Annotated in this window: 21 protein-coding genes and 6 tRNA genes; 14 read left to right on the top strand and 13 right to left on the bottom strand. The window is 71.0% G+C overall.

Annotation, left to right across the window (positions count from 1 at the left end):
- Positions 1 to 91: 91 nt before the first annotated feature.
- The 3 genes from ACIBNE_RS11680 to ACIBNE_RS11670 form a co-directional block, all read right to left on the bottom strand.
- Positions 92 to 164, bottom strand: a tRNA-Gly gene (locus ACIBNE_RS11680).
- An 80-nt stretch (positions 165 to 244) separates the two neighbouring features.
- A tRNA-Gly gene (locus ACIBNE_RS11675) sits at positions 245 to 316 on the bottom strand.
- A 192-nt stretch (positions 317 to 508) separates the two neighbouring features.
- Positions 509 to 826 (bottom strand): Lsr2 family protein, encoded by a 318-nt coding sequence (locus ACIBNE_RS11670; protein ID WP_399271343.1) that lies wholly within the window; start codon positions 824 to 826, stop codon positions 509 to 511.
- 323 nt (positions 827 to 1,149) lie between these two features.
- On the opposite strand from ACIBNE_RS11670, the gene purS reads away from it, so the two are divergent.
- The 7 genes from purS (at position 1,150) to ACIBNE_RS11635 (ending at position 7,535) form a co-directional block, all read left to right on the top strand.
- Positions 1,150 to 1,401 carry a phosphoribosylformylglycinamidine synthase subunit PurS gene (gene purS, locus ACIBNE_RS11665; RefSeq protein WP_399271342.1) on the top strand — a complete coding sequence of 84 codons (252 nt, stop codon included), beginning with the start codon at positions 1,150 to 1,152 and terminating at the stop codon, positions 1,399 to 1,401.
- Complete coding sequence (purQ, locus tag ACIBNE_RS11660) at positions 1,398 to 2,078, top strand: phosphoribosylformylglycinamidine synthase subunit PurQ (RefSeq protein WP_399271341.1); 681 nt, start codon at positions 1,398 to 1,400, stop codon at positions 2,076 to 2,078. The genes purS and purQ overlap by 4 nt, the downstream gene beginning before the upstream one ends.
- Positions 2,075 to 4,324 (top strand): phosphoribosylformylglycinamidine synthase subunit PurL, encoded by a 2,250-nt coding sequence (purL, locus tag ACIBNE_RS11655; RefSeq protein WP_399271340.1) that lies wholly within the window; start codon positions 2,075 to 2,077, stop codon positions 4,322 to 4,324. The genes purQ and purL overlap by 4 nt, the downstream gene beginning before the upstream one ends.
- 115 nt (positions 4,325 to 4,439) lie before the next feature.
- On the top strand, positions 4,440 to 4,943 hold the full coding sequence (locus tag ACIBNE_RS11650; RefSeq protein WP_399271339.1) for an ArsR/SmtB family transcription factor: 504 nt from the start codon (positions 4,440 to 4,442) through the stop codon (positions 4,941 to 4,943).
- A gap of 43 nt (positions 4,944 to 4,986) precedes the next feature.
- Positions 4,987 to 5,814, top strand: a complete 828-nt coding sequence (locus tag ACIBNE_RS11645; protein ID WP_399271338.1) for a M23 family metallopeptidase — start codon at positions 4,987 to 4,989, stop codon at positions 5,812 to 5,814.
- A gap of 10 nt (positions 5,815 to 5,824) precedes the next feature.
- Positions 5,825 to 6,622, top strand: a complete 798-nt coding sequence (locus ACIBNE_RS11640) for a sterol carrier family protein (RefSeq protein ID WP_399271337.1) — start codon at positions 5,825 to 5,827, stop codon at positions 6,620 to 6,622.
- Between the two features lie 55 nt (positions 6,623 to 6,677).
- Positions 6,678 to 7,535: an META domain-containing protein gene (locus ACIBNE_RS11635; protein WP_399271336.1), complete on the top strand. Its 858-nt coding sequence runs from the start codon at positions 6,678 to 6,680 to the stop codon at positions 7,533 to 7,535.
- Between the two features lie 7 nt (positions 7,536 to 7,542).
- Here the strand turns inward: ACIBNE_RS11635 and ACIBNE_RS11630 are convergent, their stop codons facing one another.
- Both ACIBNE_RS11630 and ACIBNE_RS11625 read right to left on the bottom strand, forming a co-directional pair.
- Complete coding sequence (locus ACIBNE_RS11630) at positions 7,543 to 8,964, bottom strand: sulfatase (protein WP_399271335.1); 1,422 nt, start codon at positions 8,962 to 8,964, stop codon at positions 7,543 to 7,545.
- A gap of 244 nt (positions 8,965 to 9,208) precedes the next feature.
- Positions 9,209 to 9,295, bottom strand: coding sequence for a putative leader peptide (locus tag ACIBNE_RS11625; protein WP_399271653.1), 87 nt, complete (start codon positions 9,293 to 9,295; stop codon positions 9,209 to 9,211).
- Positions 9,296 to 9,714: 419 nt separating this feature from the next.
- On the opposite strand from ACIBNE_RS11625, the gene purF reads away from it, so the two are divergent.
- Both purF and purM read left to right on the top strand, forming a co-directional pair.
- Complete coding sequence (purF, locus tag ACIBNE_RS11620) at positions 9,715 to 11,241, top strand: amidophosphoribosyltransferase (RefSeq protein ID WP_399271334.1); 1,527 nt, start codon at positions 9,715 to 9,717, stop codon at positions 11,239 to 11,241.
- A 45-nt stretch (positions 11,242 to 11,286) separates the two neighbouring features.
- Positions 11,287 to 12,360, top strand: a complete 1,074-nt coding sequence (gene purM / locus ACIBNE_RS11615) for a phosphoribosylformylglycinamidine cyclo-ligase (protein ID WP_399271333.1) — start codon at positions 11,287 to 11,289, stop codon at positions 12,358 to 12,360.
- A gap of 80 nt (positions 12,361 to 12,440) precedes the next feature.
- Here purM and ACIBNE_RS11610 read toward each other — a convergent pair whose 3' ends face one another.
- A complete protein-coding gene (locus ACIBNE_RS11610; protein ID WP_399271332.1) occupies positions 12,441 to 12,695 on the bottom strand; it encodes a DUF3073 domain-containing protein in 255 nt (84 codons plus the stop codon).
- A gap of 290 nt (positions 12,696 to 12,985) precedes the next feature.
- Entirely contained in the window at positions 12,986 to 14,068 is a 1,083-nt protein-coding gene (locus ACIBNE_RS11605) for a Leu/Phe/Val dehydrogenase (RefSeq protein ID WP_399271331.1), read from the bottom strand.
- Between the two features lie 155 nt (positions 14,069 to 14,223).
- Between ACIBNE_RS11605 and ACIBNE_RS11600 the strand changes: the two genes are divergently transcribed.
- Both ACIBNE_RS11600 and bldC read left to right on the top strand, forming a co-directional pair.
- The gene (locus tag ACIBNE_RS11600; protein ID WP_399271330.1) at positions 14,224 to 15,066 is read left to right on the top strand and encodes a hypothetical protein; all 843 of its coding nucleotides are present in this window, start codon (positions 14,224 to 14,226) and stop codon (positions 15,064 to 15,066) included.
- Positions 15,067 to 15,573: 507 nt separating this feature from the next.
- Positions 15,574 to 15,780: a developmental transcriptional regulator BldC gene (gene bldC / locus ACIBNE_RS11595; RefSeq protein ID WP_086732921.1), complete on the top strand. Its 207-nt coding sequence runs from the start codon at positions 15,574 to 15,576 to the stop codon at positions 15,778 to 15,780.
- A gap of 475 nt (positions 15,781 to 16,255) precedes the next feature.
- Here the strand turns inward: bldC and ACIBNE_RS11590 are convergent, their stop codons facing one another.
- The 3 genes from ACIBNE_RS11590 to hrpA form a co-directional block, all read right to left on the bottom strand.
- Positions 16,256 to 16,483 carry a DUF6274 family protein gene (locus tag ACIBNE_RS11590; RefSeq protein ID WP_399271329.1) on the bottom strand — a complete coding sequence of 76 codons (228 nt, stop codon included), beginning with the start codon at positions 16,481 to 16,483 and terminating at the stop codon, positions 16,256 to 16,258.
- Between the two features lie 121 nt (positions 16,484 to 16,604).
- Positions 16,605 to 16,679: transfer RNA gene (locus ACIBNE_RS11585), tRNA-Asp, on the bottom strand.
- Between the two features lie 92 nt (positions 16,680 to 16,771).
- Positions 16,772 to 20,698: an ATP-dependent RNA helicase HrpA gene (hrpA, locus tag ACIBNE_RS11580; protein WP_399271328.1), complete on the bottom strand. Its 3,927-nt coding sequence runs from the start codon at positions 20,696 to 20,698 to the stop codon at positions 16,772 to 16,774.
- Positions 20,699 to 20,899: 201 nt separating this feature from the next.
- Here hrpA and ACIBNE_RS11575 point away from each other — a divergent pair, with 201 nt between their 5' ends.
- The 3 genes from ACIBNE_RS11575 to ACIBNE_RS11565 all read left to right on the top strand — a co-directional run bounded on the left by ACIBNE_RS11575 (position 20,900) and on the right by ACIBNE_RS11565 (position 23,063).
- Positions 20,900 to 21,289 (top strand): hypothetical protein, encoded by a 390-nt coding sequence (locus ACIBNE_RS11575; protein WP_399271327.1) that lies wholly within the window; start codon positions 20,900 to 20,902, stop codon positions 21,287 to 21,289.
- A 65-nt stretch (positions 21,290 to 21,354) separates the two neighbouring features.
- Complete coding sequence (locus ACIBNE_RS11570; RefSeq protein WP_399271326.1) at positions 21,355 to 22,215, top strand: DsbA family protein; 861 nt, start codon at positions 21,355 to 21,357, stop codon at positions 22,213 to 22,215.
- Positions 22,212 to 23,063, top strand: a complete 852-nt coding sequence (locus ACIBNE_RS11565; RefSeq protein ID WP_399271325.1) for a cytochrome c biogenesis CcdA family protein — start codon at positions 22,212 to 22,214, stop codon at positions 23,061 to 23,063. Before ACIBNE_RS11570 ends, ACIBNE_RS11565 begins: the two co-directional genes overlap by 4 nt.
- A 255-nt stretch (positions 23,064 to 23,318) precedes the next feature.
- On the opposite strand, the gene ACIBNE_RS11560 is transcribed toward ACIBNE_RS11565, so the two are convergent.
- The 3 genes from ACIBNE_RS11560 to ACIBNE_RS11550 form a co-directional block, all read right to left on the bottom strand.
- A tRNA-Phe gene (locus tag ACIBNE_RS11560) sits at positions 23,319 to 23,395 on the bottom strand.
- 19 nt (positions 23,396 to 23,414) lie between these two features.
- Positions 23,415 to 23,492, bottom strand: a tRNA-Asp gene (locus ACIBNE_RS11555).
- A gap of 38 nt (positions 23,493 to 23,530) precedes the next feature.
- Positions 23,531 to 23,603: transfer RNA gene (locus ACIBNE_RS11550), tRNA-Glu, on the bottom strand.
- Positions 23,604 to 23,743: the final 140 nt, after the last annotated feature.

The raw sequence follows: 23,743 nt of genomic DNA, 5'->3' as shown, positions 1-23,743 counted from the left end.
GCCTGTCATCGGCGTCCATGACAAATGTCATCGGCGGGTGCCGGGCGCACGACGAAGGCCCCGGTCTGATGACCGGGGCCTTCGCTTCCTGAGCGGACGACGAGATTCGAACTCGCGACCCTCACCTTGGCAAGGTGATGCTCTACCAACTGAGCCACGTCCGCATTGCTGCCGCTCAGCTCTCACTGGGCGGTGCGTTCACCACTCTACCCGAACCACCGGAGTGGTCTGGAGAGCGATGCAGAGCGGGTGACAGGAATTGCACACTGCGCCTTCCCCCTGGAAGGGGGATGTTCTGCTACTGAACTACACCCGCACGCTCCGTGGGTTTCGGCCTTTCGGCCTTGCCCCTCGGCGTGGTCCAAACTCTAGCCCACGTCAGGGGGTGCTTTGCAACTCGGTTCGGGGCGGGCGCTTCTGACGGGGCGGTGGGGCGGGGTGGGGCGGGCCCGCGGCCCGGCGGGAGCGGCCGTGCCGGACGGGGCCGTCCGGCACGGCCGCTCCCCGGCTAGACCGCCGCGTTGAACGCCTCGTAGACCTTCTTCGGGATCCGGCCCCTGGCCGGCACCTCCATGTCGCGGGAGCGGGCCCACGCGCGGACCGCCGCCGGGTCCGGGTCCACGGACGTGTGCCGGTAGGTCTTGCCCGACTTCGACTGCTTTCGGCCCGCCGCCACGTACGGCGCCAGGGACTTGCGCAGTTTCTTTGCATTGGCTTGATTGAGGTCGATCTCGTACGACTTCCCGTCGAGGGCGAACGAAACCGTTTCCGCCGCTTCCCCGCCGTCGATGTCGTCGGAGAGCGTCACCACTACGCGCTGCGCCACGGATATCGGTCCTTTCCTGCGCCTGCACCGCGCCAGGAACTTGCCTGACGTGCGGTGACGACGGCCTTCCGGCTTCTTCGGGGCAATGCTGCTTTCTGCGGTAATCCTTTGTACAGCGGCAGGCATCACAATGTGAAGCCCAGCCAATTACGTCAGCGTGTCAGCCCGCAATCTCATGCGCCAGTTTTTTCCCTGGATTTTCCCCGGGCGTTCTCGGGTCCGATATCTGGACGTGATCTGCCGGAACCGATATCTACCCGCGTAGAATTTTCGGCCGGGTAGGCTGAGGGAACCGCCCTCGCAACACCACACCGGGAGTGCCCGTGGCTCGCGTCGTAGTCGACGTCATGCTCAAGCCCGAGATCCTCGACCCCCAGGGACAGGCGGTGCAGCGCGCACTGCCCCGCCTCGGGTTCGACGGAATCGCGGACGTACGTCAGGGGAAGCGTTTCGAACTCGATGTGCAAGGACCGGTCGACGACGCCGCCCTCGCCCGCATCCACGAGATGGCCGAGACCTTCCTCGCCAACACCGTCATCGAGGACTTCACCGTGAAGGTGGAGGAGGAGAAGTGACCGCCCGTATCGGCGTCGTCACCTTCCCCGGCACGCTCGACGACCGCGACACCCTGCGGGCCGTGCGCATCGCGGGGGCCGAGCCGGTCCCGCTCTGGCACAAGGACAAGGACCTCAAGCAGGTCGACGCGGTCGTCCTGCCGGGCGGCTTCTCCTACGGCGACTACCTCAGGGCCGGCGCCATCTCGCGCTTCTCGCCCGTGGCGGAGAGCGTCATCGAGCAGGCGAAGGCCGGCATGCCGGTCCTCGGGATCTGCAACGGCTTCCAGTTCCTCACCGAGGCCCACCTGCTGCCCGGCGCGATGCTGCGCAACAACCACCTGCACTTCATCTGCCGCGAGCAGAAGCTGCGCGTGGAGAACGCGGAGACGGCCTGGACCGCGGACTACGCGGCGGGCCAGGAGATCCACATCCCGCTGAAGAACATGGACGGGCGGTACGTCGCCGACGAGCGCACGCTCGACGAGCTGGAGGCCGAGGGCCGCGTCGCCTTCCGCTACCTCGACTTCAACCCCAACGGTTCGCTGCGCGACATCGCCGGCATCACCAACGCGGCGGGCAACGTCGTGGGCCTGATGCCGCACCCGGAGCACGCCGTGGAGCCGCTGATCGGCACCGGCAAGACGGACGGGCTCGGTTTCTTCACCTCGATCCTGAAGAAGTTGGTCAACGCATGACGCTGGACACGGTCAAGCACGCCGCGGAGACCCCCGAGGTCGAGCAGCCCTGGAAGGAGCTCGGCCTCAAGGAGGACGAGTACGCCCGCATCCGGGAGATCCTGGGCCGCCGTCCCACCGGCGCCGAGCTCGCCATGTACTCCGTCATGTGGTCCGAGCACTGCTCGTACAAGAGCAGCAAGGTCCACCTGAAGCAGTTCGGCGAGAAGGTCCCGGAGAACGACGCGATGCTCGTCGGCATCGGCGAGAACGCCGGTGTGGTCGACGTCGGCCAGGGGTACGCGGTGACCTTCAAGGTCGAGTCGCACAACCACCCCTCGTACATCGAGCCCTACCAGGGCGCCGCCACCGGCATCGGCGGCATCGTCCGCGACATCCTCGCGATGGGCGCCCGCCCGGTCGCCGTCGTGGACCCGCTGCGCTTCGGCGCGGCCGAGCACCCCGACACCAAGCGCGTCCTGCCGGGCGTCGTCGCGGGCATCGGCGGCTACGGCAACTGCCTGGGCCTGCCGAACATCGGCGGCGAGGTCGTCTTCGACGAGTGCTACCAGGGCAACCCGCTGGTCAACGCCGGCTGCATCGGCGTGATGAAGCACGAGGACATCCACCTCGCGAAGGCGTCGGGCACGGGCAACAAGGTCATCCTGTACGGCGCCCGCACCGGCGGCGACGGCATCGGCGGCGTCTCGGTCCTCGCGTCCGAGACCTTCGAGTCGACCGGCCCGGCCAAGCGCCCCGCCGTCCAGGTCGGCGACCCCTTCCAGGAGAAGCTCCTCATCGAGTGCACCCTGGAGATCTTCCGGGAGAAGCTGGTCGCCGGCATCCAGGACCTCGGCGGCGCCGGGCTCTCCTGCGCCACCTCCGAGCTGGCCTCGGCCGGTTCCGGCGGCATGCGCGTCGAGCTGGACACCGTGCCGCTGCGCGACGCGACCCTCTCGCCCGAGGAAATCCTCATGAGCGAGTCGCAGGAGCGCATGTGCGCGGTCGTCGAGCCGCAGCACGTCGAGCGCTTCCTGGAGATCTGCGACAAGTGGGACGTCATCGCCACCGTCATCGGTGAGGTGACCGAGGGCTCCCAGCTGGAGATCTTCTGGCACGGCGAGCAGATCGTGGACGTGCCGCCGCGCACCGTCGCCCACGAGGGCCCGGTCTACCAGCGCCCCTACGCCCGCCCCGAGTGGCAGGACGCCCTCCAGGCCGACGACGCGGGCAAGCTGCCCCGCCCGGCCACGTCGGACGAGCTGCGCGCACAGGTCCTGGCCGTCGTCGCCTCGCCCAACCAGGCGTCGAAGTCCTGGATCACCTCGCAGTACGACCACTTCGTGCAGGGCAACACCGTCCTGGCGATGCCCGAGGACGCGGGCATGGTCCGCATCGACGAGGAGACCAACCTCGGCGTGGCCATGGCGACCGACGGCAACGGCCGGTACGCCAAGCTCGACCCGTACACCGGTGCGCAGCTCGCGTTGGCCGAGGCGTACCGCAACGTCGCCGCGACCGGTGCCAAGCCGCTCGCCATCTCCGACTGCCTCAACTTCGGCTCCCCCGAGGACCCGGACGTCATGTGGCAGTTCGCCGAGGCCACCCGCGGCCTCGCGGACGGCTGTCTGGCGCTCGGCACCCCGGTGACCGGCGGCAACGTCTCGCTCTACAACCAGACGGGCGAGGTGGCCATCCACCCGACGCCGGTCGTCGCCGTGCTCGGCGTGATCGACGACGTGAACCGCCGCACCCCCGTCGCCTTCGCGGAAGAGGGCCAGCTCCTCTACCTGCTGGGCGACACAGACGAGGAGTTCGGCGGCTCGGCCTGGTCCCAGGTCGTCCACCAGCACCTCGGCGGCCTGCCGCCCAAGGTCGACCTGGACCGGGAGAAGCTGCTCGGCGAGATCCTGATCTCGGGCTCCCGCGACGGCATGATCGACGCGGCGCACGACCTGTCCGACGGCGGTCTGGTCCAGGCCGTGGTCGAGTCCTGCCTCAAGGGCGGCAAGGGCGCGCGCCTCGTCGTCCCGGACGGGCTCGACGCGTTCACGTTCCTGTTCAGCGAGTCGGCGGGGCGCGCGGTCGTCTCCGTGCCGCGCTCCGAGGAGCTGCGCTTCACCGACATGTGCGGCGCTCGGGGCCTGCCCGTGACCCGCGTCGGCGTCGTCGACGGCGACGCGGTCGAGGTCCAGGGCGAGTTCACGCTCCCGCTGGCCGAGCTGCGCACGGCGCACGAGGAGACCCTGCCCGGCCTCTTCGGCTGAGCCGCGATCCGGCCCGAGCCGCGATCCACTGGCCCCCGCCCGGACCACCAGGTCCGGGCGGGGGCTTTTCCGCACCCCACTTGTTCGTCATTACGTAATTACGTATTCTCAACCCATGGATCTTGAAGATCGCGTCGCCGACCTGGAGCGCAGGCTCGCGGCGCTGGAGGGTGCCGGGCCGGGCCCCCGGGCGGGGGACGGCGACTTCTGGGCGCTGGAAGGGCTCAAGGAGCAGTTCGCCCGGCTCGGGGTCGCCGACGGGGGCGTCACCTACACCGGGGCCGTACGGCTGCCCGGGACGGGCGAGCGGTACGAGTGGCAGTACGGCGAGACCACCGACGACCTCCTGGACACCGACTGGTCCCGGGCGGCCGACGCCTTCGCGGCGCTCGGCAACGCGGTGCGGCTGCGGCTGCTGCGCGAGGTCCTGTCCGGCCGCCGCACCGCCGCCGAACTGGGCGAGCTGGACGGCTTCGGCACTTCCGGGCAGATCTACCACCACCTGCGCCAACTCACCGCCGCGGGCTGGCTGCACGCCGAGGGCCGGGGGAAGTACACGGTCCCCGCCGGCCGGGTCGTCCCGCTGCTCGTGATGCTCTCCGCCGCCCGGCCCGCCTGACGGGCCTTCGCCGTACGAACGTGTCGCACGAAGGGGAGGAACGATGTCCGGACGACTGCTCGTCGCCCTGCTCCACCGCCTGCTGTGGGTGGTGTTCGCCTGCTACGCCTTCAGCCAGCCCTCGCTGGGCACCCCGTACTGGATCACCCTGGCGCTGATGGCCGCGTCCCTCGGCTGCTGGCTGGGGCTGCGGCTGACCAGGGACCGCGAGATCAGGCTCAAGCCGCGCGAACCCGTCGAGGTCGAGCCGCCGGTCGGCGGGCGCTGGTCGGCGCTGAACAGCCCGGCGGACAAGGTGCCAAGCCACGGCACGCACGCGCTGGGACAGTCGTACGCCATCGACATCACGGCCGAGGGGGAGCCCGGGGCGGAGGGGGGCCGCCCGGCACCCGTACTGCTGTGGCCGTTCGGCCGCCGCCCCGAGGCGTACCCGGCCTTCGGCGCCCCGCTGCTCGCCGCGGCCGACGCGACGGTCGTCACCGCCGACGACGCCCAGCGCGACCACCTCACCCGCACCTCGCTGCCCGGCGTCCTCTACCTGCTGGTCGCCGAGTCCGTCATCCGCTCGGTCGGGGGCGCGCGCCGGGTCACGGGCAACCACCTGGTCCTGGACCTCGGTGACGGGGTGTACGCGATGTACGCCCACCTGAAGCGGGGCTCCCTGAAGGTGCGCCCGGGCGACCGGGTCACGGCCGGGCAGACCCTCGCGGCCTGCGGGAACTCCGGCAACTCCAGCGAGCCGCACCTGCACTTCCAGCTGATGGACGCCCCGGACCCGAAGGTCGCGCGCGGCGTCCCGTTCCACTGGCGCGGCATCGGGGTCCCGGCCGACCGGGAAATTTTCGAGGCCGTCGTCGGCAGCGAGCGCTAGCCTCCGACGTATGCCACCTGCCAGCAAGAAGCGCGCCCGCAGCTACGACTCCGCCAAGACCCGCGCCGCCGTCCTGGCCCAGCTCGGCCACGTCAGGGACGCGGTCCGCACGCTCACGCCCGAGCAGCTCGCGCTGCCGACCAGGCTCGGCGACTGGACCGTGCGCGAACTGGCCGCGCACATCGTGCTCGTCGCGGGCACGGTCCCCAGGTACCTCGCCCTGCCCGAGCCGCCGAAGCTGGAGGTCCCGCTGCTCGACTGGCCGTTCGCGACGGTGGCCTACCAGGGCGCGGTCGACGACGACACCCGCGAGATCGCCGAGGCCAGCCCCGACCTGCTCGGGCTGTACGACCGGCTGTTCGCCGACGTCGAGGCGGCGCTGGCGACGGCCGACGACGACCGGCTGGTCCCGGCCCGGATGGGCACCATGCGGCTGGGCGACTTCGTCGTCACGCGCACGGTCGAGATGATCGTCCACACCGACGACCTGAACGCGGCGACCGGCCTCGACGTCCCGTACGACCGGCAGGCGCTCGCGGCCTGCGCGCGGCTGCTCGCGGACGCGCTCGCGACGAAGGCGCCGGGCGGCGCGGTCGAGGTGCGGGTGCCGCCGTTCGCGGTGGTGCAGTGCGTGGAGGGGCCCAGGCACACGCGCGGGACCCCGCCGAACGTGGTGGAGACGGACCCGCTGACCTGGATCAGGCTCGCCACGGGGCGCACGGGATGGGCCGCGGAGGTGGCCGCGGCGAAGGTGGCCGCGAGTGGCGAGCGGGCCGATCTGGCGCCGCTGTTGCCCCTGCTCGGCTAGGGAACCGGCCCGGGGTGGGGCACGTCACACCGGCATGCGGACTCGACGTGCAGCAGTGACGGTACTGGCGCTCCTCACCCTCGCGGCCTGCGGTACGGACTCGGGCTCGGGCTCGGTGTCCGACGGGGGCGGGGGCGCGGGCGGGGACGGCGGCGGGAGCGGCGGCAAGGGCTCCCCGCCGCCCGGGGGCGGGACGGACGTCCCGCTGAGCGGCGGCACCTGGCAGGTCGAATCGATCACGACCGGGGGCGAGAAGGTCCCCGGGGTGCCGGGCAGGACCCTCTTCTCGCTCAGCGCCGAGAAGGGGACGGCGGGCGGGACGGCGTGCAACGCCTACGGCGGGATGTTCCGCTTCGAGGACGGCGGCATCGTGGTGGACGAGGCCGCCCACACCGAGATCGCCTGCGAGGACCCGGTGATGCGCGCGGAGCGGGCGCTGCACGAGGTGTTCCACGGCAGGATCGCGGTACGGGGCACGGAGAGCGCGGCCACCCTGACCGGGGCCGGGGGCGGCACCATCGCGCTGACCAGGACCGCGACCCCCAGGCGGCTGCCGCCCGCCCCGCTCGTCGGCACCAGGTGGACCGTGGTGGGCCTGGCCTCGGGCCCCGAGATCGACGCCGTGCCGCCCGGCAACGGCGCCTCGCACCTCACCATCGGTGCGGACGGCACGGCGACCGGGCGCCTGGGCTGCAACACCTTCCGTACGACCGCGAAGGCCGACGGCTCGTCGGTGACCTTCGGACGGCTCGCCCTCACGCGCATGATGTGTGCCGGAGAGGCGGGGAAGACGGAGCGCGCCCTCCAGGAGGTGCTGAAGGGGAAGACCGCCTTCCGCCTCCAGGAGGGCCAGCTCTCCCTCACCGCCGAGAGCGGCAAGGGCCTGACGGCCGCGCGGACGAAGTCCGCGTAACGGTCCGTCAGTTCGACGGGTACGGCAGCAGCTGCGCGTCCGTGCGCTCCCACGCGGACCGCAGCCCGGCCAGCACGCCCGGGTGCAGGGCCGCCTTGTCGGCCTGCTCCCGCTCGTCCTCGTCGAGCCGGAAGAGCTGGTCGCGGCCGCTTCTGCCCCGGTAGTACTTCCAGTCGCCCCGGCGCAGCGCGCGCTCCCCGCGCACCCGCCAGAACAGGTCGCGCTCACCGACCTCCTCGCCGCGCAGCAGGTATCCGGCGAGGCTGGTGCCGTCCAGCGGGTACGCGGGGTGCGGCCGCGCCCCGGCCAGTTCGAGCAGGGTCGCGGTCCAGTCGGGCGAGAACACCGGCTCGTGGCTGACCTGCCCGCCGTCGATCCGGGCGGGCCAGCGCAGCACGGCCGGCACGCGGATGCCGCCCTCCTGGAGCGAGCCCTTGTTGCCGCTCAGCGGCCAGTTGTAGGAGAAGCGCTCGCCGCCGTTGTCGCTGGCGAAGAAGACGAGGGTGTTCCGCTCCTGCCCGGAGCGCTTCAGGGCGCGCAGCACCTCGCCCACGGAGCGGTCGAGGTCCTCGACCATCTCCTTGTACTTGGCCAGCGAACCGCCGTCGCGGTGCTGGAGCGCACCGGGCTCGCGCGCCTTGATGCGCCGGACGATCTCGGCGCTCTGCGCCTCGTCGCCGTCGGCTGTCCACGGCCAGTGCGGGGTGGTGAAGTTGAGGTTGAGCAGCCACGGCTTGTCGTGGTGGTCGCGCCCGACGTACTCGCTCGCCCGCTCGGTCAGGATCCGCGTGTAGTACCGCAGGTCCTTGTACTCGGCGTCCCCCTCGTACAGGTCGTACTCCCCGGCCAGGCCCAGCTTGGAGTAGTACTCCAGCGCGCCCCCGAAGTTCCCGAAGAACTCGTCCCAGCCGGAGCGGGTGGGGCTGTAGTCGGGGAGGTAGCCGCAGTGCCACTTGCCGATGAGCGCGGTGGAGTAGCCCGCGCCCTTCAGGAGCGAGGCGAGGGTGGGGTGGGTCGGTTCGAGCCCCACCGACCTGTCCGCGATGGGCTCGGCGAGACCGCCCTTCGTGCGGCCCGGGTAGCGGCCGGTGTAGAGGCTGAAGCGGGTGGGGGAGCAGGTGGCGGAGCCGGAGTACGCGTCGGTGAAGCGGACGCCCTGGCGGGCGAGGCGGTCGAGGTGCGGGGTGCGGATGTGGGGCGAGCCGTACGAGGAGAGGTCGGCCCAGCCGAGGTCGTCGCCCAGGATGAAGAGGATGTTGGGGCGGCGGGAACGGGGCTTTCCGGGGGCGGCCCGGAAGGGGCGCTCCCCGCTTTCGGGGGCGGCGGCACCGGCGGTGCCGGAGGAGGCGACGGCGGCGGCGGTCACGGCGGTGGCCGTGACGGCACCGGAGAAGGCGCGCCGCGAGAGGGCAGGGTCCTGCGAGGACATGGGGGCTCCTGGTGTACGTGTCGTACGTGCTGTACGCGGCGAAGGGGGCGCCGCTCATGAGGGCGCGATGGTGCCCTGCGGGCCGCGAGCCCCGTAGGGGCGCGGGGAACTGCGCGAGGGTGGGGCAGACGCCGCACGCGCCCACTCCGCTTGAGCGGGCTCGCCCCAGGCGAAAGGCGCCCGCCCCGGGCCACGGGGCATCCACGGGGGAACGGAGGCCCACCCCCCGTACCCCGGGCTCAGCTCAGCGACAGATCGCGCTCGCGCATCGGACCAGGTCGACGTGGCGGCGCTCCACAAGCGTGACCGCATGATCACCGAGGGGCTGCATGGCCATGGAGCCTCACGCAGCCCCCGTACCCCTGTCAACGCCCCGTCCCAGGATCCGGACGCGTCCCTGGACACCCAGGACGGGACGAATCCCCCCGGCGCCCGGCCGCCCCCCGCCCCGCCGAATGTGAAACGCGACACGGGCGCCCCGCCCCGCTCCGCCCCGGCCCGCCGGGGGACGCCGCCCCCGCCCGCCGCCCCCGCCCGGGGCCCCGCGGCGAGGCGCCGCACGCCCTCCGGGGCGCCTGGGCAAGGGCGGGACGCGCCCCGTACGCACCCCGCGAGCCCGTACGCAGAGCGACACCCCGCAGCGCACAGCGACGACACCCGCCCTCGGCCGCACGCCCGACGCGCCCCCGCACCCCGCGCCCCGCCGTCCCCAATTCGGACCAGTGGTCGATCTCGCCTACACTCGGTCCCGTGCCACGTGGTGACGGACGACTCAACCACGACCTGCTCCCCGGCGAGAAGGGCCCCCAGGACGCTTGCGGCGTCTTCGGTGTCTGGGCTCCGGGTGAAGAGGTCGCGAAGCTCACTTACTTCGGGCTCTACGCCCTCCAACATCGAGGCCAGGAATCCGCGGGTATCGCGGTCAGCAACGGCTCTCAGATCCTCGTCTTCAAGGACATGGGACTGGTTTCCCAGGTCTTCGACGAGACCTCGCTCGGCTCCCTCCAAGGTCATATCGCGGTCGGTCACGCCCGCTACTCGACCACCGGGGCCTCCGTCTGGGAGAACGCCCAGCCGACGTTCCGCGCCACCGCGCACGGTTCGATCGCGCTCGGCCACAACGGCAACCTGGTCAACACGGCGCAGCTCGCCGAGATGGTCGCCGAACTCCCCAAGGAGAACGGCCGGGCCACCCAGGTGGCAGCCACCAACGACACCGATCTGGTCACCGCGCTCCTCGCGGGCCAGACGGACGACGACGGCAAGCCCCTGACCGTGGAGGAATCCGCGGCCAAGGTCCTTCCCGACGTCCGCGGCGCCTTCTCGCTCGTCTTCATGGACGAGCACACCCTCTACGCCGCCCGCGACCCGCAGGGCATCCGCCCGCTGGTGCTGGGCCGCCTGGAGCGCGGCTGGGTGGTGGCCTCGGAGTCCGCCGCCCTCGACATCTGCGGCGCCTCCTACGTCCGCGAGGTCGAGCCCGGCGAGCTGATCGCGATCGACGAGAACGGCATCCGCACCTCTCGATTCGCGGAAGCGAAGCCCAAGGGCTGTGTCTTCGAGTACGTCTACCTGGCCCGTCCCGACACGGACATCGCCGGCCGCAACGTCTACCTCTCGCGCGTCGAGATGGGGCGGAAACTCGCCAAGGAAGCTCCGGTCGAGGCCGACCTGGTCATAGCGACGCCCGAATCCGGCACCCCTGCCGCGATCGGGTACGCGGAGGCCTCGGGCATTCCGTTCGGCGCGGGACTCGTCAAGAACGCCTACGTCGGCCGGACCTTCATCCAGCCTTCCCAGACGATCCGCCAGCTGGGCATCCGGCTGAAGCTGAACCCGCTCAAGGAAGTCATCAAGGGCAAGAGGCTGGTGGTCGTCGACGACTCGATCGTCCGCGGCAACACCCAGCGCGCCCTGGTCAAGATGCTCCGCGAGGCCGGCGCGGCCGAGATCCACATCCGGATCTCCTCCCCGCCCGTGAAGTGGCCCTGCTTCTTCGGCATCGACTTCGCGACCCGCGCCGAGCTGATCGCCAACGGCATGTCGATCGAGGAGATCGGCAAGTCCCTGGGCGCCGACTCCCTCTCGTACATCTCCATCGAGGGCATGATCGAGGCGACCACGATCGCCAAGCCGAACCTCTGCCGCGCCTGCTTCGACGGCGAGTACCCGATGGAGCTGCCCGACCCGGAGCTCCTCGGCAAGCAGCTGCTGGAGACCGAGCTGGCCGCGGGCCCCGCGAACACCGCGGCCGCCGACGCGCTGCGCCGCCCGTAGCGCGCCCGTAGAACCCCTGCAGTACGACACGAAAGTTCTCAACCCATGTCTGAGACCACTGGTGCCAGCTACGCAGCCGCGGGCGTCGACATCGAGGCCGGCGACCGCGCCGTCGAGCTGATGAAGGAGTGGGTGAAGAAGACGCAGCGCCCCGAGACCACCGGTCTCGGCGGCCTCGGCGGCTTCGCCGGCCTCTTCGACGCCTCGGCCCTCAAGCGCTACGAGCGCCCGCTGCTCGCCTCCGCGACCGACGGCGTCGGCACGAAGGTCGACATCGCCCGGCAGATGGGCGTGTACGACACCATCGGCCACGACCTCGTCGGCATGGTCGTCGACGACCTGGTCGTCTGCGGTGCCGAGCCGCTGTTCATGACCGACTACATCTGCGTCGGCAAGGTCCACCCCGAGCGGGTCGCCGCGATCGTCAAGGGCATCGCCGAGGGCTGCGTGCTCGCGGGCTGCGCCCTGGTCGGCGGCGAGACCGCCGAGCACCCCGGCCTGCTCGGCGCGGACGACTTCGACGTCGCCGGCGCCGGTACGGGCGTCGTGGAGGCCGACCTGGTCCTGGGTGCCGACCGCATCCGCAAGGGCGACGTGATCATCGCCATGGAGTCCTCGGGCCTTCACTCCAACGGGTACTCGCTGGTCCGCCACGTCGTCTTCGACCGCGCCGGCTGGGCGCTGGACCGGGAGGTCCCGGAGCTCGGCCGCACGCTCGGCGAGGAGCTGCTGGAGCCCACCAAGATCTACTCGCTGGACTGCCTGGCGCTGACGCGCACCACCGAGGTGCACGCTTTCAGCCACGTCACCGGAGGCGGTCTTGCGAACAACCTGGCGCGCGTGATCCCCGATCACCTGCACGCCACCGTGGACCGCGCCACCTGGACCCCCGACCCGATCTTCGACGTGGTCGGCAAGGCGGGCCGGGTCGAGCTCCTGGAGCTGGAGAAGACGCTCAACATGGGCGTCGGCATGATCGCGGTCGTCCCCGCCGAGTCCGTGGACGCGGCCCTGGCCACGCTCGCCGACCGGGGCGTGGACTCCTGGGTCGCGGGCGAGATCACCGACCGCGGCGACCACGCCACGGGCGCGGCCCTGACCGGCACGTACGCGGGCTGACCCGACCGCCTGGACAGCACAGAACCCGGTCCGGGGATTCCCGGACCGGGTCAGTGGTCGATCGGTTCTTCAGTGCGAGGTCAAGCGCCGCGGCGCTGCGACGAAGGACCGGACTCCTCGGAGTCGTCGTCATCGTCGTCGTTGTAGAGATCCGCGTACTGCGCGTACGGGTCGTCTTCCTCGTCGTCGTCCTCGAACGGCTCGCCATTCGGCGGCTGACTCGAAGTCGAAGCGCCCAGCTCGTTGGCCAGGCGCGAGAGGTCAGTCCCGCCGCTGCTGTACTTCAGCTGGCGGGCGACCTTCGTCTGCTTGGCCTTTGCCCGGCCGCGCCCCATGGCTCGACCCCCTCGGTGACGGGGCTCGACGGCCCCAGAGTCTTGACACGCGTTCATGATTCGGAACGGGCTCTCCGTAGAGGGACCGGTCCGTAGGGCTTCAACGGTACCTGCTTCTGCGGCCATACGGTACGCCGCCCGCATGACACGCCTCGGCGCGGGACCAGTGAGGAGCCCCGTCCTCGCTGGTCAACCGCGATTTTAACCTCTTCTTGGCGCCCGACCCGCCGCGCGGCGTGAGCCTCGTCTCTCCGCGGCCCGCGCACGGCGCGGCCGGGCACCCCCGAGGGTCAGACGCCGCGCGCCTCCGCCATCCTCTGCTCGGCGATCCTGTCGGCGGCGGCGGCCGGAGGAATGCCGTCCTCATTTGCACGAGCGAAGATCGCGAGGGTGGTGTCGAAGATCTTCGCGGCCTTCGCCCTGCACCGCTCGAAGTCGAAGCCGTGCAGCTCGTCGGCGACCTGGATGACACCGCCCGCGTTGACCACGTAGTCGGGCGCGTAGAGGATGCCGCGGTCGGCGAGGTCCTTCTCCACGCCCGGGTGCGCGAGCTGGTTGTTGGCCGCGCCGCAGACCGCCTTCGCCGTCAGCACGGGCACGGACGCGTCGTTCAGCGCGCCGCCGAGCGCGCACGGCGCGTAGACGTCGAGCCCCTCCACCCGGATCAGGGCCTCGGTGTCCGCCACGACGGCGACCTCCGGGTGCGCGTCGGTGATCCGGCGCACGGACTCCTCGCGCACGTCCGTGATCACGACCTCGGCGCCGTCGTTCAACAGGTGCGCCACCAGGTGGTGCCCGACCTTGCCGACGCCCGCGATCCCGACCTTGCGGCCGCGCAGCGAGGGGTCGCCCCACAGCTGCTGGGCGCAGGCGCGCATGCCCTGGAAGACGCCGAACGCGGTGAGCACCGACGAGTCGCCCGCGCCGCCGTTCTCGGGGGAGCGCCCGGTGGTCCAGCGGCACTCGCGGGCGACGACGTCCATGTCCGCGACGTACGTGCCGACGTCACAGGCCGTCACGTACCGCCCGCCGAGCGAGGCCACGAACCGGCCGTAGGCCAGCAGCAGTTCCTCGGACTTGATCTGGTCGGGGTCGCCGATGATGACGGCCTTGCCGCCGCCGTGGTCGAGCCCGGCCATGGCGTTCTTGTACGACATCCCGCGCGCCAGGTTCAGCGCGTCGGCGACGGCCTCGGCCTCGCTCGCGTACGGGTAGAAGCGGGTGCCGCCCAGGGCGGGGCCCAGGGCGGTGGAGTGCAGGGCGATGACGGCCTTCAGTCCGGAGGCGCGGTCCTGGCAGAGCACGACTTGCTCGTGGCCTCCCTGTTCCGACTGGAACAGGGTGTGCAGGACGCCGTCGAATGCATCGGTCACTGTGGTGACTCCCCAAGTGCGAAGCGGCGGTTGGGGTCCTTCCTGAGGGTGGGGAAGGACCGGTTCGGCAGCAGGGTAAGTGCTACGCGCCCGTAGATCAGGCGCAGTGCCCAGGATCACCCCCCGGGGGAGTGCGGGCGTGGCACGATCGCCTCATGTCGGTGGTGTCCTCGGTGATCGTCCCGTACGCGTCCTACCTCCGTGTCTACGAGCCCCTGGCCGCCTTCCCGGAGCCGGAGCGCGGCCACTGGGCGCGCTACGCCCGCCGCGCCCGCACGCCCACGGCCCAGGACGAACTGCGGCGCTCGCTGGCCGACCTGGCGGCGACGCCGCCGGTGCCGGTGCGGGTGCACGAGAGCGCGGACGCGTTCGTGGCCGAGGTGGACGGCGTGCTGTGCGTCTGCCCGTGGCGGACCAGGCTGCGCGGCTGGCTGGCGCTGGAGGGGCTGGGCGGGATGTTCCCTGCCCCGGTGCTGGACGCGGTGCTGCCGCCGGTGGTGCGCGAGCAGGCGGTGGCGGACCACGGGCGGTGGCTGCGGCGGAACCCGGACGCGCGGCCGTGGATCCGCGGCGAGGTGTGGCAGGTGCCGGTGCGCTGGTTCACGCTCTTCGACGACGAGGAGCGGGAGTACGTGCCGAAGTCGTCCGACGGCGCCGCGCTGATGCGCTACCGGACGCCGATGGTGCAGGCCAGGCGGCGCCTCGCGCGCTCGCTCAAGGCGCTGCGCGAGTCGATCGACGAGGGGCCGCTGACGGAGGGTCTGGTGGACGTGGGGCGCTGGCTGGAGGACTTCCACCCGCGTTCGCTCGTGGAGCTGGACTACGGGGGCCTGGTGCACCTGCTGTCCGAGGAGCAGTTGGCCGACGACCGCTCGGCGGCCGACGTGGCCGAGGGCATCGCGGCGCTGCGGGCCGGCGACGGGGACGCGGCGGGGGAGGCGTACGGCAGGCTGGCGGACCGCTGGCGCGCGGTGCGGGACCTCCAGTTCGCGAACTGAGGTCCGCCGGGGCCCTGATGGCGGCCTCTATGGTCACTCCGGGACCCTTGGGCCCCAGCAGTCTGGGACCTACGTCCCGATCCGGGCCTTTGTGTCAAGCGTGACGGATGGCACTAACTTCGCCCTTGCATCCTTCCCCACCCCTCATGCCAAAATAGGACAAGGAGTCCGGGGAGGGTTCCTTCCGTCCAACTGGGGGCGGAATTCTCGGTAATGCACTCTATGGGGGGTCTGACGACTCCTGATCGCTCTGTGACTGATCGTCACTGTGGCGTGACTGTCCGCTATGGCATGGTCCATCGGCTTCGTCGCTGATGAACACCTGGGAGGGCAATTCCATCGGTTTGGCCGACGTGGCTGGACGGATGGTGTAGTTGTAGTGCCGAGGACAAGCCGTTCGTCCTATAACCGACTCGGCCCGCGTCCGCCATTTCGGGCAACGCGGGTCAAGGTGCAGAATTTAGAGGAAAGAACCGAGAAGGTTCGGTTCTCCCGAGGAGGCCGCTCATGACCGCTCGCACCCCTGATGCCGAGCCGCTGCTGACCCCGGCTGAGGTTGCCACGATGTTCCGCGTGGACCCGAAGGCGGTCACCCGCTGGGCCAAGGCTGGCAAGCTCACGTCCATCCGCACGCTCGGTGGACACCGCCGGTACCGCGAGGCAGAGGTCCGCGCACTGCTTGCGGGTATTCCGCAGCAGCGCAGCGAGGCCTGAACACCCCAGTAAAACTGGCAAAAACGGGCATTCCCGGGGCCCCCACCCCGGAAGTGACCACCCATAGCTCCACATGACGGACGTCTGCCCCAACGGACTGCCGCCATCGATCGCGCTGGACTCCGCCGGGTCCAGCGCGATTTTTTCATGCTCCCGAACGGTCGGCCGGGGGGCGCCGGGGGCCTTCGGGCCCCTTTCGGGGGCTCGGGGAGCGTCCGGGGCGCTCGGCGGCGCGTGTGGCGCACGACCGGCGCAGGGCCGCTGGGGTGCGCTTTCGATCCCACCGGGGAGGTGGTTCGGGGCCTTGGGGAAGGTCTCGTACGGGTGGTGCAATTGCACATATTAAATTGGCTAGTTGTAGGCAGGGTGTAAGTTCATTCGTCCCTAAAACTCGTACGGTGACTCCCGTCACACCGCAGGGCCCTTGCCTGTTCCGAGCCTGCCACTCAACGGAAGCCCGGTGCTCAGTCGTTGGTCACCGGGGCGGAGGACTTTGGTCCCGCCGGCTCTTCTCCGCGCCGTCCGCGTCGCCCCCGCGGGGCTCTGCCGGACCTGTCGCCCTGTCCGGCTCCCGCTCCATGGCGAGGCGCAGGAGGCGGCTGCAGACGGGACAGTGGCGGGTGAGGTGCCGATAGCCGGAGGCGGCCGACAGATGGGCGCGCAGCAGCGCGCGTGTCTCGTGCCTCGCCGTCGACGCCGCCATGCGCCACCTCCCGTCGTGGGAACCCCCGTCCCTAGAAGCTTGGGTACCGGTGGCAGGTGACGCCGTCAAGACGCGGGAAGCACGAAGGGCCGCACCGAACGGTGCGGCCCTTCGTCTACTGCGGTCCTGACGGGATTTGAACCCGCGGCCTCCACCTTGACAGGGTGGCGAGCACTCCAAACTGCTCCACAGGACCTTGCTTCGCTCCGCCGTTCTGCGCGGCGTTGCGAACCAGACTGTACAGCAGGTCAGAGGCTCAGGTCGAACTCACGCAGAGCGATGTCCGCGTCACGGCGCCGCGGCGTCGATCGCCTTCACGATCCGCTTGTCGGACACCGGGTACGCGGTGCCCAGCGCGTGCGCGAAATAGCTGACCCGCAGCTCCTCGATCATCCAGCGGATGTCCAGGACCTGCTGCGGGACGGGCCGCCCCTGCGGCAGCTGCTCCAGCAGCCAGGCGTACTCGTCCTGCATCTCGTGGACCTTCTCCATGCGCGTGGTGTCCCGCTGCGCGCCGGACGGCATCTGCTGGAGGCGGCGGTCCACGGCGACCAGGTAGCGCATCAGGTCCGGCAGGCGGCGCAGCCCGGTCTTCGTGACGAAACCGGCCGGTACGAGGGCGTTCAGCTGCGTCTGCACGTCCTGGACGTTGTTGATCAGCGCCAGGCTGTTCGTCGCCTTCAGCCGGCGCTCGCACGCCTGCCACGCCGCCAGCACCTGCTGCACCTGGCCCACGGTCCGTACGGTCGTGTCCACGAGGTCGGCCCGCACCTTGTCGTACAGCTTCCGGAACGACTCCTCGCCCCAGGCCGGACCTCCGTGGTCGGCGATCAGCTTGTCGGCCGCCGCCGTGGCGCAGTCGTCGAACAGCGCCTGGATCGAGCCGTGCGGATTGCTGGAGAGCGCCAGCTTCTGCTGGTTGGTGAGCTTGTCCGAGGCGAACTTCGCGGGGTTCACCGGGATGTTCAGCAGGATCAGGCGGCGCGTGCCCCGCCACATGGCCTGCGCCTGCTCGGCCTCGGTGTCGAAGAGGCGCACGGCGACGGTGGCGCCCTGGTCGACGAGGGCCGGGTACGCCTTGACCGGGTGGCCCGCCCGCTTGGTCTCGAAGACCTTCGTCAGCGGGCCGACGGTCCAGTCCGTGAGGCCCGAACGCTCGATGGACTCGCCCGAGGGCCCCGCGGTCGCCGCCGCGGCCTTGGAGAGGGCCTGACGGGCCTTGGGGCGCAGCTTCAGGCGCAGCGCCTCCAGGTCCTTGTCCTCGGCGAGCTTCTTGCGGCGCTCGTCGACGATCCGGAAGGTGATCTTCAGGTGGTCCGGGACCCGGGACAGGTCGAAGTCGTCGGCCGAGACCGGGACGCCGACCATCCGCTGGAGCTCGCGCGCGAGCGTGACCGGCAGCGGCTCCTGCAACGGCACCGCGCGCTCCAGGAACTTCGCCGCGTAGTTCGGCGCCGGGACGTAGTGGCGGCGGATCGGCTTGGGCAGCGAGCGGATCAGCTCGACCACGACCTCCTCGCGCAGGCCGGGGATCTGCCAGTCGAAGCCCTCGTCCGTGACCTGGTTGAGGACCTGGAGCGGGACGTGGACGGTGACGCCGTCCGCGTCGGCACCCGGCTCGAACTGGTACGTCACCTTGAACTTCAGCCGGCCCTGGCGCCAGGAGTCCGGGTAGTCGTCCTTGGTGACCTGCCCGGCCTTCTCGTTGATGAGCATCTCGCGCTCGAAGTCGAGCAGCTCGGGCTCTTCCCCGCGCTTGTGCTTCCACCAGGAGTCGAAGTGGGCGCCGGACACCACGTGCTCGGGGACCCGCTGGTCGTAGAAGTCGAAGAGGGTCTCGTCGTCGACGAGGATGTCGCGGCGCCGCGCGCGGTGCTCCAGCTCCTCGACCTCGGTGAGCAGCTTGCGGTTGTCCGCGAAGAACTTGTGGTGCGTGCGCCAGTCGCCCTCGACCAGGGCGTTGCGGATGAACAGGTCGCGGGAGACCTCGGGGTCGATGCGGCCGTAGTTCACCTTGCGGTCGGTGACGATCGGGACGCCGTACAGCGTGACCTTCTCGAACGCCATGACGGCCGCCTGGTCCTTCTCCCAGTGCGGCTCGCTGTACGTGCGCTTGAGCAGGTGCCCGGCGAGCGGCTCGATCCACTCCGGCTCGATCTTGGCGTTGACCCTGGCCCACAGGCGCGAGGTCTCCACCAGCTCGGCGGACATGATGAAGCGCGGCTGCTTCTTGAAGAGCGCCGAGCCGGGGAAGACCGCGAACTTGGCGGACCTGGCGCCCAGGTACTCGCCCTTGGCACCGTCCTTGACGTCCTTCAGCCCGACGTGGGACAGCAGCCCCGCCAGCAGCGAGACGTGCACGGACTGCTCCGGCGCGTCCTCCTCGTTGACGTGGATGCCCATGGTCTTGGCGACCGAGCGCAGCTGCGCGTAGATGTCCTGCCACTCGCGGATGCGCAGGAAGTTCAGGTACTCCTGCTTGCACATCCGGCGGAAGGAGCTGGAACCCCGCTCCTTCTGCTGCTCGCGGACGTACCGCCACAGGTTGAGGAACGCGGAGAAGTCGCTCGCCTCGTCCTTGAACCTGGCGTGCTGCTGGTCGGCCTGCGTCTGCTTCTCCGCGGGCCGCTCGCGCGGGTCCTGGATGGAGAGCGCGGCGGCGATCACCATCACTTCCCGTACGCAGCCGTTCTTGTCGGCCTCGACGACCATGCGCGCGAGCCGCGGGTCGACCGGCAGCTGGGAGAGCTTGCGGCCGAGCTGCGTGAGCTTCTTCTTCGGGTCCTTCTCGGCCGGGTCGAAGGCGCCGAGCTCCTGGAGGAGCTGCACGCCGTCGCGGATGTTGCGGTGGTCCGGCGGGTCGATGAAGGGGAACTTCTCGATGTCGCCGAGCCCGGCCGCGGTCATCTGGAGGATGACGGAGGCGAGGTTCGTCCGCAGGATCTCGGCGTCCGTGAACTCCGGGCGGGTCAGGAAGTCGTCCTCGGAGTACAGCCGGACGCAGATGCCGTCCGACGTACGGCCGCAGCGGCCCTTGCGCTGGTTGGCGCTGGCCTGGCTGATCGCCTCGATCGGCAGGCGCTGCACCTTCGTGCGGTGGCTGTAGCGCGAGATGCGGGCGGTGCCCGGGTCGATGACGTACTTGATGCCGGGGACCGTCAGGGACGTCTCGGCGACGTTCGTCGCGAGGACGATGCGGCGGCCGGTGTGCTGCTGGAAGACGCGGTGCTGCTCGGCGTGGGAGAGGCGGGCGTACAGCGGCAGCACCTCGGTGTTGCGCAGCCGCTTCTTGTTGAGCGCGTCGGCGGTGTCGCGGATCTCCCGCTCGCCGGAGAGGAAGACCAGGATGTCGCCGGGGCCCTCGGCCTGGAGCTCGTCGACGGCGTCCGCGATCGCGGTGATCTGGTCGCGGTCGGTGTCCTCCGAGTCCTCTTCGAGGAGCGGGCGGTAACGCACCTCGACCGGGTACGTACGGCCGCTGACCTCGACGATCGGGGCGTCCCCGAAGTGCCGCGAGAAGCGCTCGGGGTCGATCGTCGCCGAGGTGATGACGACCTTGAGGTCGGGGCGCTTGGGGAGGAGCTGGGCCAGGTAGCCGAGCAGGAAGTCGATGTTGAGGCTGCGCTCGTGGGCCTCGTCGATGATGATCGTGTCGTACGCGCGCAGCTCGCGGTCCGTCTGGATCTCGGCGAGCAGGATGCCGTCCGTCATGAGCTTGACGAAGGTGCTGTCCTGGTTCACCTGGTCCGTGAAGCGGACCTTCCAGCCGACGGCCTCCCCGAGCGGGGTGTTCAGCTCGTCCGCGACGCGCTCGGCGACCGTGCGGGCGGCGATGCGGCGGGGCTGGGTGTGGCCGATCATGCCGCGGACGCCGCGGCCGAGCTCGATGCAGATCTTGGGGATCTGGGTGGTCTTGCCGGAGCCGGTCTCGCCCGCGACGATCACCACTTGGTGGTCCCGTATCGCGTCGGCGATCTCGTCCTTCTTCTGGCTGACCGGGAGCTGTTCGGGGTACGTGACGGCGGGCGCGGCCGCCGCGCGGCGGGCGGTGCGCTCGGCGGCCTTCCGCGCCTCGGCGGCGATCTCGTCCAGCACGGCCTGGCGTGCCTCGGGCTTCCGGATGCGGCGGGCGCCTTCGAGGCGGCGGCCGAGGCGGTGGGCGTCGCGGAGGGGGGCCTCGGAGAGGAGGGTCCTGAGATCGTCGAAGGTAGACATACGGGCTCCAGGATCTCACCCTGCGCGCAACCCTGGCCAACCGATTTCCCCTCGGGCGGGGGCGGGGCGGAGCGCTTGTGGCGGGCAGGCCCGGGGCGCAGCGCTCGTGGCGGGCGAAACGGCGTTCCGGGGGCCCTGCCCCGTACCCCGTACCATTTCGGGCGAGCCGTTTCCCCTCCGAGCCCCTCCCGAAAGGCCTCCGTGCCCACGCCGCCCCGCACAGCCTGGTGCCGCCTCGTCGCGGCCCTCGCCGTCGTGCTGGGCGTCCTCTGCGGGCCCGCCGCCACCGCGTCCGCCGCGGCCACCACCGCCCCGGACCAGCCGCGCACCGCGGCCTTCGCGCAGGACGGCCCCGGCTCCCCGGCCCCGCCCGGCTGCGGCGACCGCACCCCGCACGGGGACTCGGACCACCCCGCCACCCCGCCCCGCCCCTCCGTGGCGCACGAGCTCTCCGCCACCCTGGTGGGCGTCCGCGCCCCGGGCGACGGGGCGTGGCACGTGCACGACGCGCCCCTCGCGGTCTCCCCCGAGCGCGGCCCGCCGCCCCTGGCCCCGCCCACGCCCGTGGACCTCTCCGTACTACGCGTCTAGGCCCTCCGGCCGCTTCCTCGAACGATCCATCCCGACGGAACCTCGTACCGGAGTGACGCTTCACCATGCCCAAGAACAGCACCAAGAACAGCACCAAGAACAGCACCAAGAACAGCACCAAGAACAGCACCAAGAGCAGCGCCAAGAAGAACCGCACCAACCTCCTGATCGGCGCGGGCGTGGTCGCCGCCGCGACCCTCCTCGGCCTCGTGTCGTACACCGCCACCAAGCCCTCCGACAAGCCCGCCGGCTCCGCCGCGGACGCCTCCCGGGACTCGGGCGACGGCGTCCACTCCGAGCTCCAGAAGCTCGCCCGCCGCGACGCCGCCGACAAGCTCGCACAGGGCCGCGCCGACGCGCCCGTCGTGCTCATCGAGTACGCCGACTTCAAGTGCGGCTACTGCGGGAAGTTCGCCCGCGACACCGAGCCCGACCTCGTGGAGAAGTACGTCGCCGACGGCACGCTCCGCATCGAGTGGCGCAACTTCCCGATCTTCGGCGAGGAGTCCGAGCGGGTCGCCCGCGCCTCCTGGGCCGCCGGGCAGCAGGGCCGCTTCTGGCAGTTCCACGCCGCCGCGTACGCCGAGGGCGCCAAGGAGAAGGGCTTCGGCAAGGACCGCCTCAAGGCACTCGCCGAGGAGGCGGGCGTCCCGGACGCCGAGCGCTTCACGCGCGACGTGGACAGCGCGGGGGCGAAGGCTTCGGTGAAGAAGGACCAGGAGGAGGCGTACGGACTGGGCGCGACGTCCACCCCGTCGTTCCTGGTCAACGGGCGGCCCATCTCCGGCGCCCAGCCGGACGAGGTGTTCCACGAGGCCATCGAGAAGGCGAAGGCAGAGGCAGAGGCGAAGCCGAAGGCGGGGGCGGGGGCCGAGGACGCGGGCGAGCCCGGCACCGCCAAGGGCGGGACGGGTGCCCCGGAGTGACCGCGAACATCGGCTACTTCGCCGCCTTCCTGGCCGGCCTCCTCGCCCTGATCAGCCCGTGCAGCGCCCTGCTGCTCCCGGCCTTCTTCGCGTACTCGATCGACTCCACGTCGAAGCTGGTCGCCAGGACCGGCATCTTCTACGCGGGCCTGGCCACCACCCTCGTACCGCTGGGCGCCGCGGGCTCCTACGTGGGGCGGTTCTTCTTCGGCAACCGCGACGAGCTGGTGTTCTACGCGGGCCTGCTGATCATCGTGCTGGGCGTCGCGCAGGTGCTCGGCATGGGCTTCGCGTCGAAGCGGATGACCGAGCTCCAGGGCCGCATCCGCCCGACGACCGTCGCGTCGGTCTACGCGCTGGGCGCGGTCTACGGCCTCGCGGGCTTCTGCGCGGGCCCGATCCTCGGCAGCGTCCTGGGCGTCGCGGCGACGAGCGGCAGCCCGGTGTACGGGGGCCTGCTCCTCGCGGTCTACGCCCTGGGCATGGCCGTACCGCTGTTCCTGCTGGCGCTCCTGTGGGACCGCTTCGACCTGGGCAGGCGCCGCTGGCTGCGCGGCAGGCCGCTGAAGGCCGGGCGCTTCGAACTGCACACGACGACCCTGCTCTCGGGCCTGTTCTTCGTCGCCCTCGGCACGATGTTCCTCGTCTTCGACGGGACGACGGCGCTGCCGGGCCTGCTGGACGTGGACGACTCGTTCGAGGTCGAGCGGTGGGCGAGCGAGGTGGGCCGCTCGGTGCCGGACGCGGTCCTGCTGGTCGTCCTGGTCGCGATCGCCGTCCTGATCCTCGCGGTGCGCGGCTGGAAGGGCCGCGAGTCCCGGGAACGGGACGCGGCGGACGAGGGCTGAGGGGGCGGAGGCAGCGGGGGCCGGGCCTGAGGGGACGGGGCCTGAGGGGGCGGGTGTACGGGCCGGGGCCCGGTCGGCTGATGCCCGACCGGGCCCCGTCTCGCGCGGCGTCGCGGTGCCGCCGTGCATGACGGTCGGCTCCCAGCTGCTGGTCGCGGGCACGTAGCGGACCTTGAACGCGTCGCCGTCCGCACCGGCCCGTCCAGGCCGCCGGTGACGACGAAGGCCCCGATCCGATGGATCGGGGCCTTCCAATGGTGGCTGGGGCCGGGATCGAACCGGCGACCTATCGCTTTTCAGGCGATCGCTCGTACCAACTGAGCTACCCAGCCACTCGGCTCTCGCGAGCCGTGGCGGTCCTGACGGGATTTGAACCCGCGGCCTCCACCTTGACAGGGTGGCGAGCACTCCAAACTGCTCCACAGGACCTTGCAATGTGCGAGAACAAGTCTCGCACAGGTGTTGCGTGCCCCCAACGGGATTCGAACCCGTGCTACCGCCTTGAAAGGGCGGCGTCCTGGGCCACTAGACGATGAGGGCTAATTGGCCCGCCTGTGCGCTTCGCAGCGCGTCGGGGACGTGAGAAGCATATGGGATGCCGGGGGGTATCGCCAAAACGGTTTACGGGGGCGGGGTGCGGGGGGTCGTGGAGGGGGTGGGGGAGGGCCTTCGACGGCGGT

Source organism: Streptomyces sp. NPDC050504 (assembly GCF_044458065.1).
GTDB lineage: Bacteria > Actinomycetota > Actinomycetes > Streptomycetales > Streptomycetaceae > Streptomyces.
The sequence above is the reverse complement of the archived record's forward strand: the minus strand, read 5'-3'. Positions and strand labels throughout refer to the sequence as shown.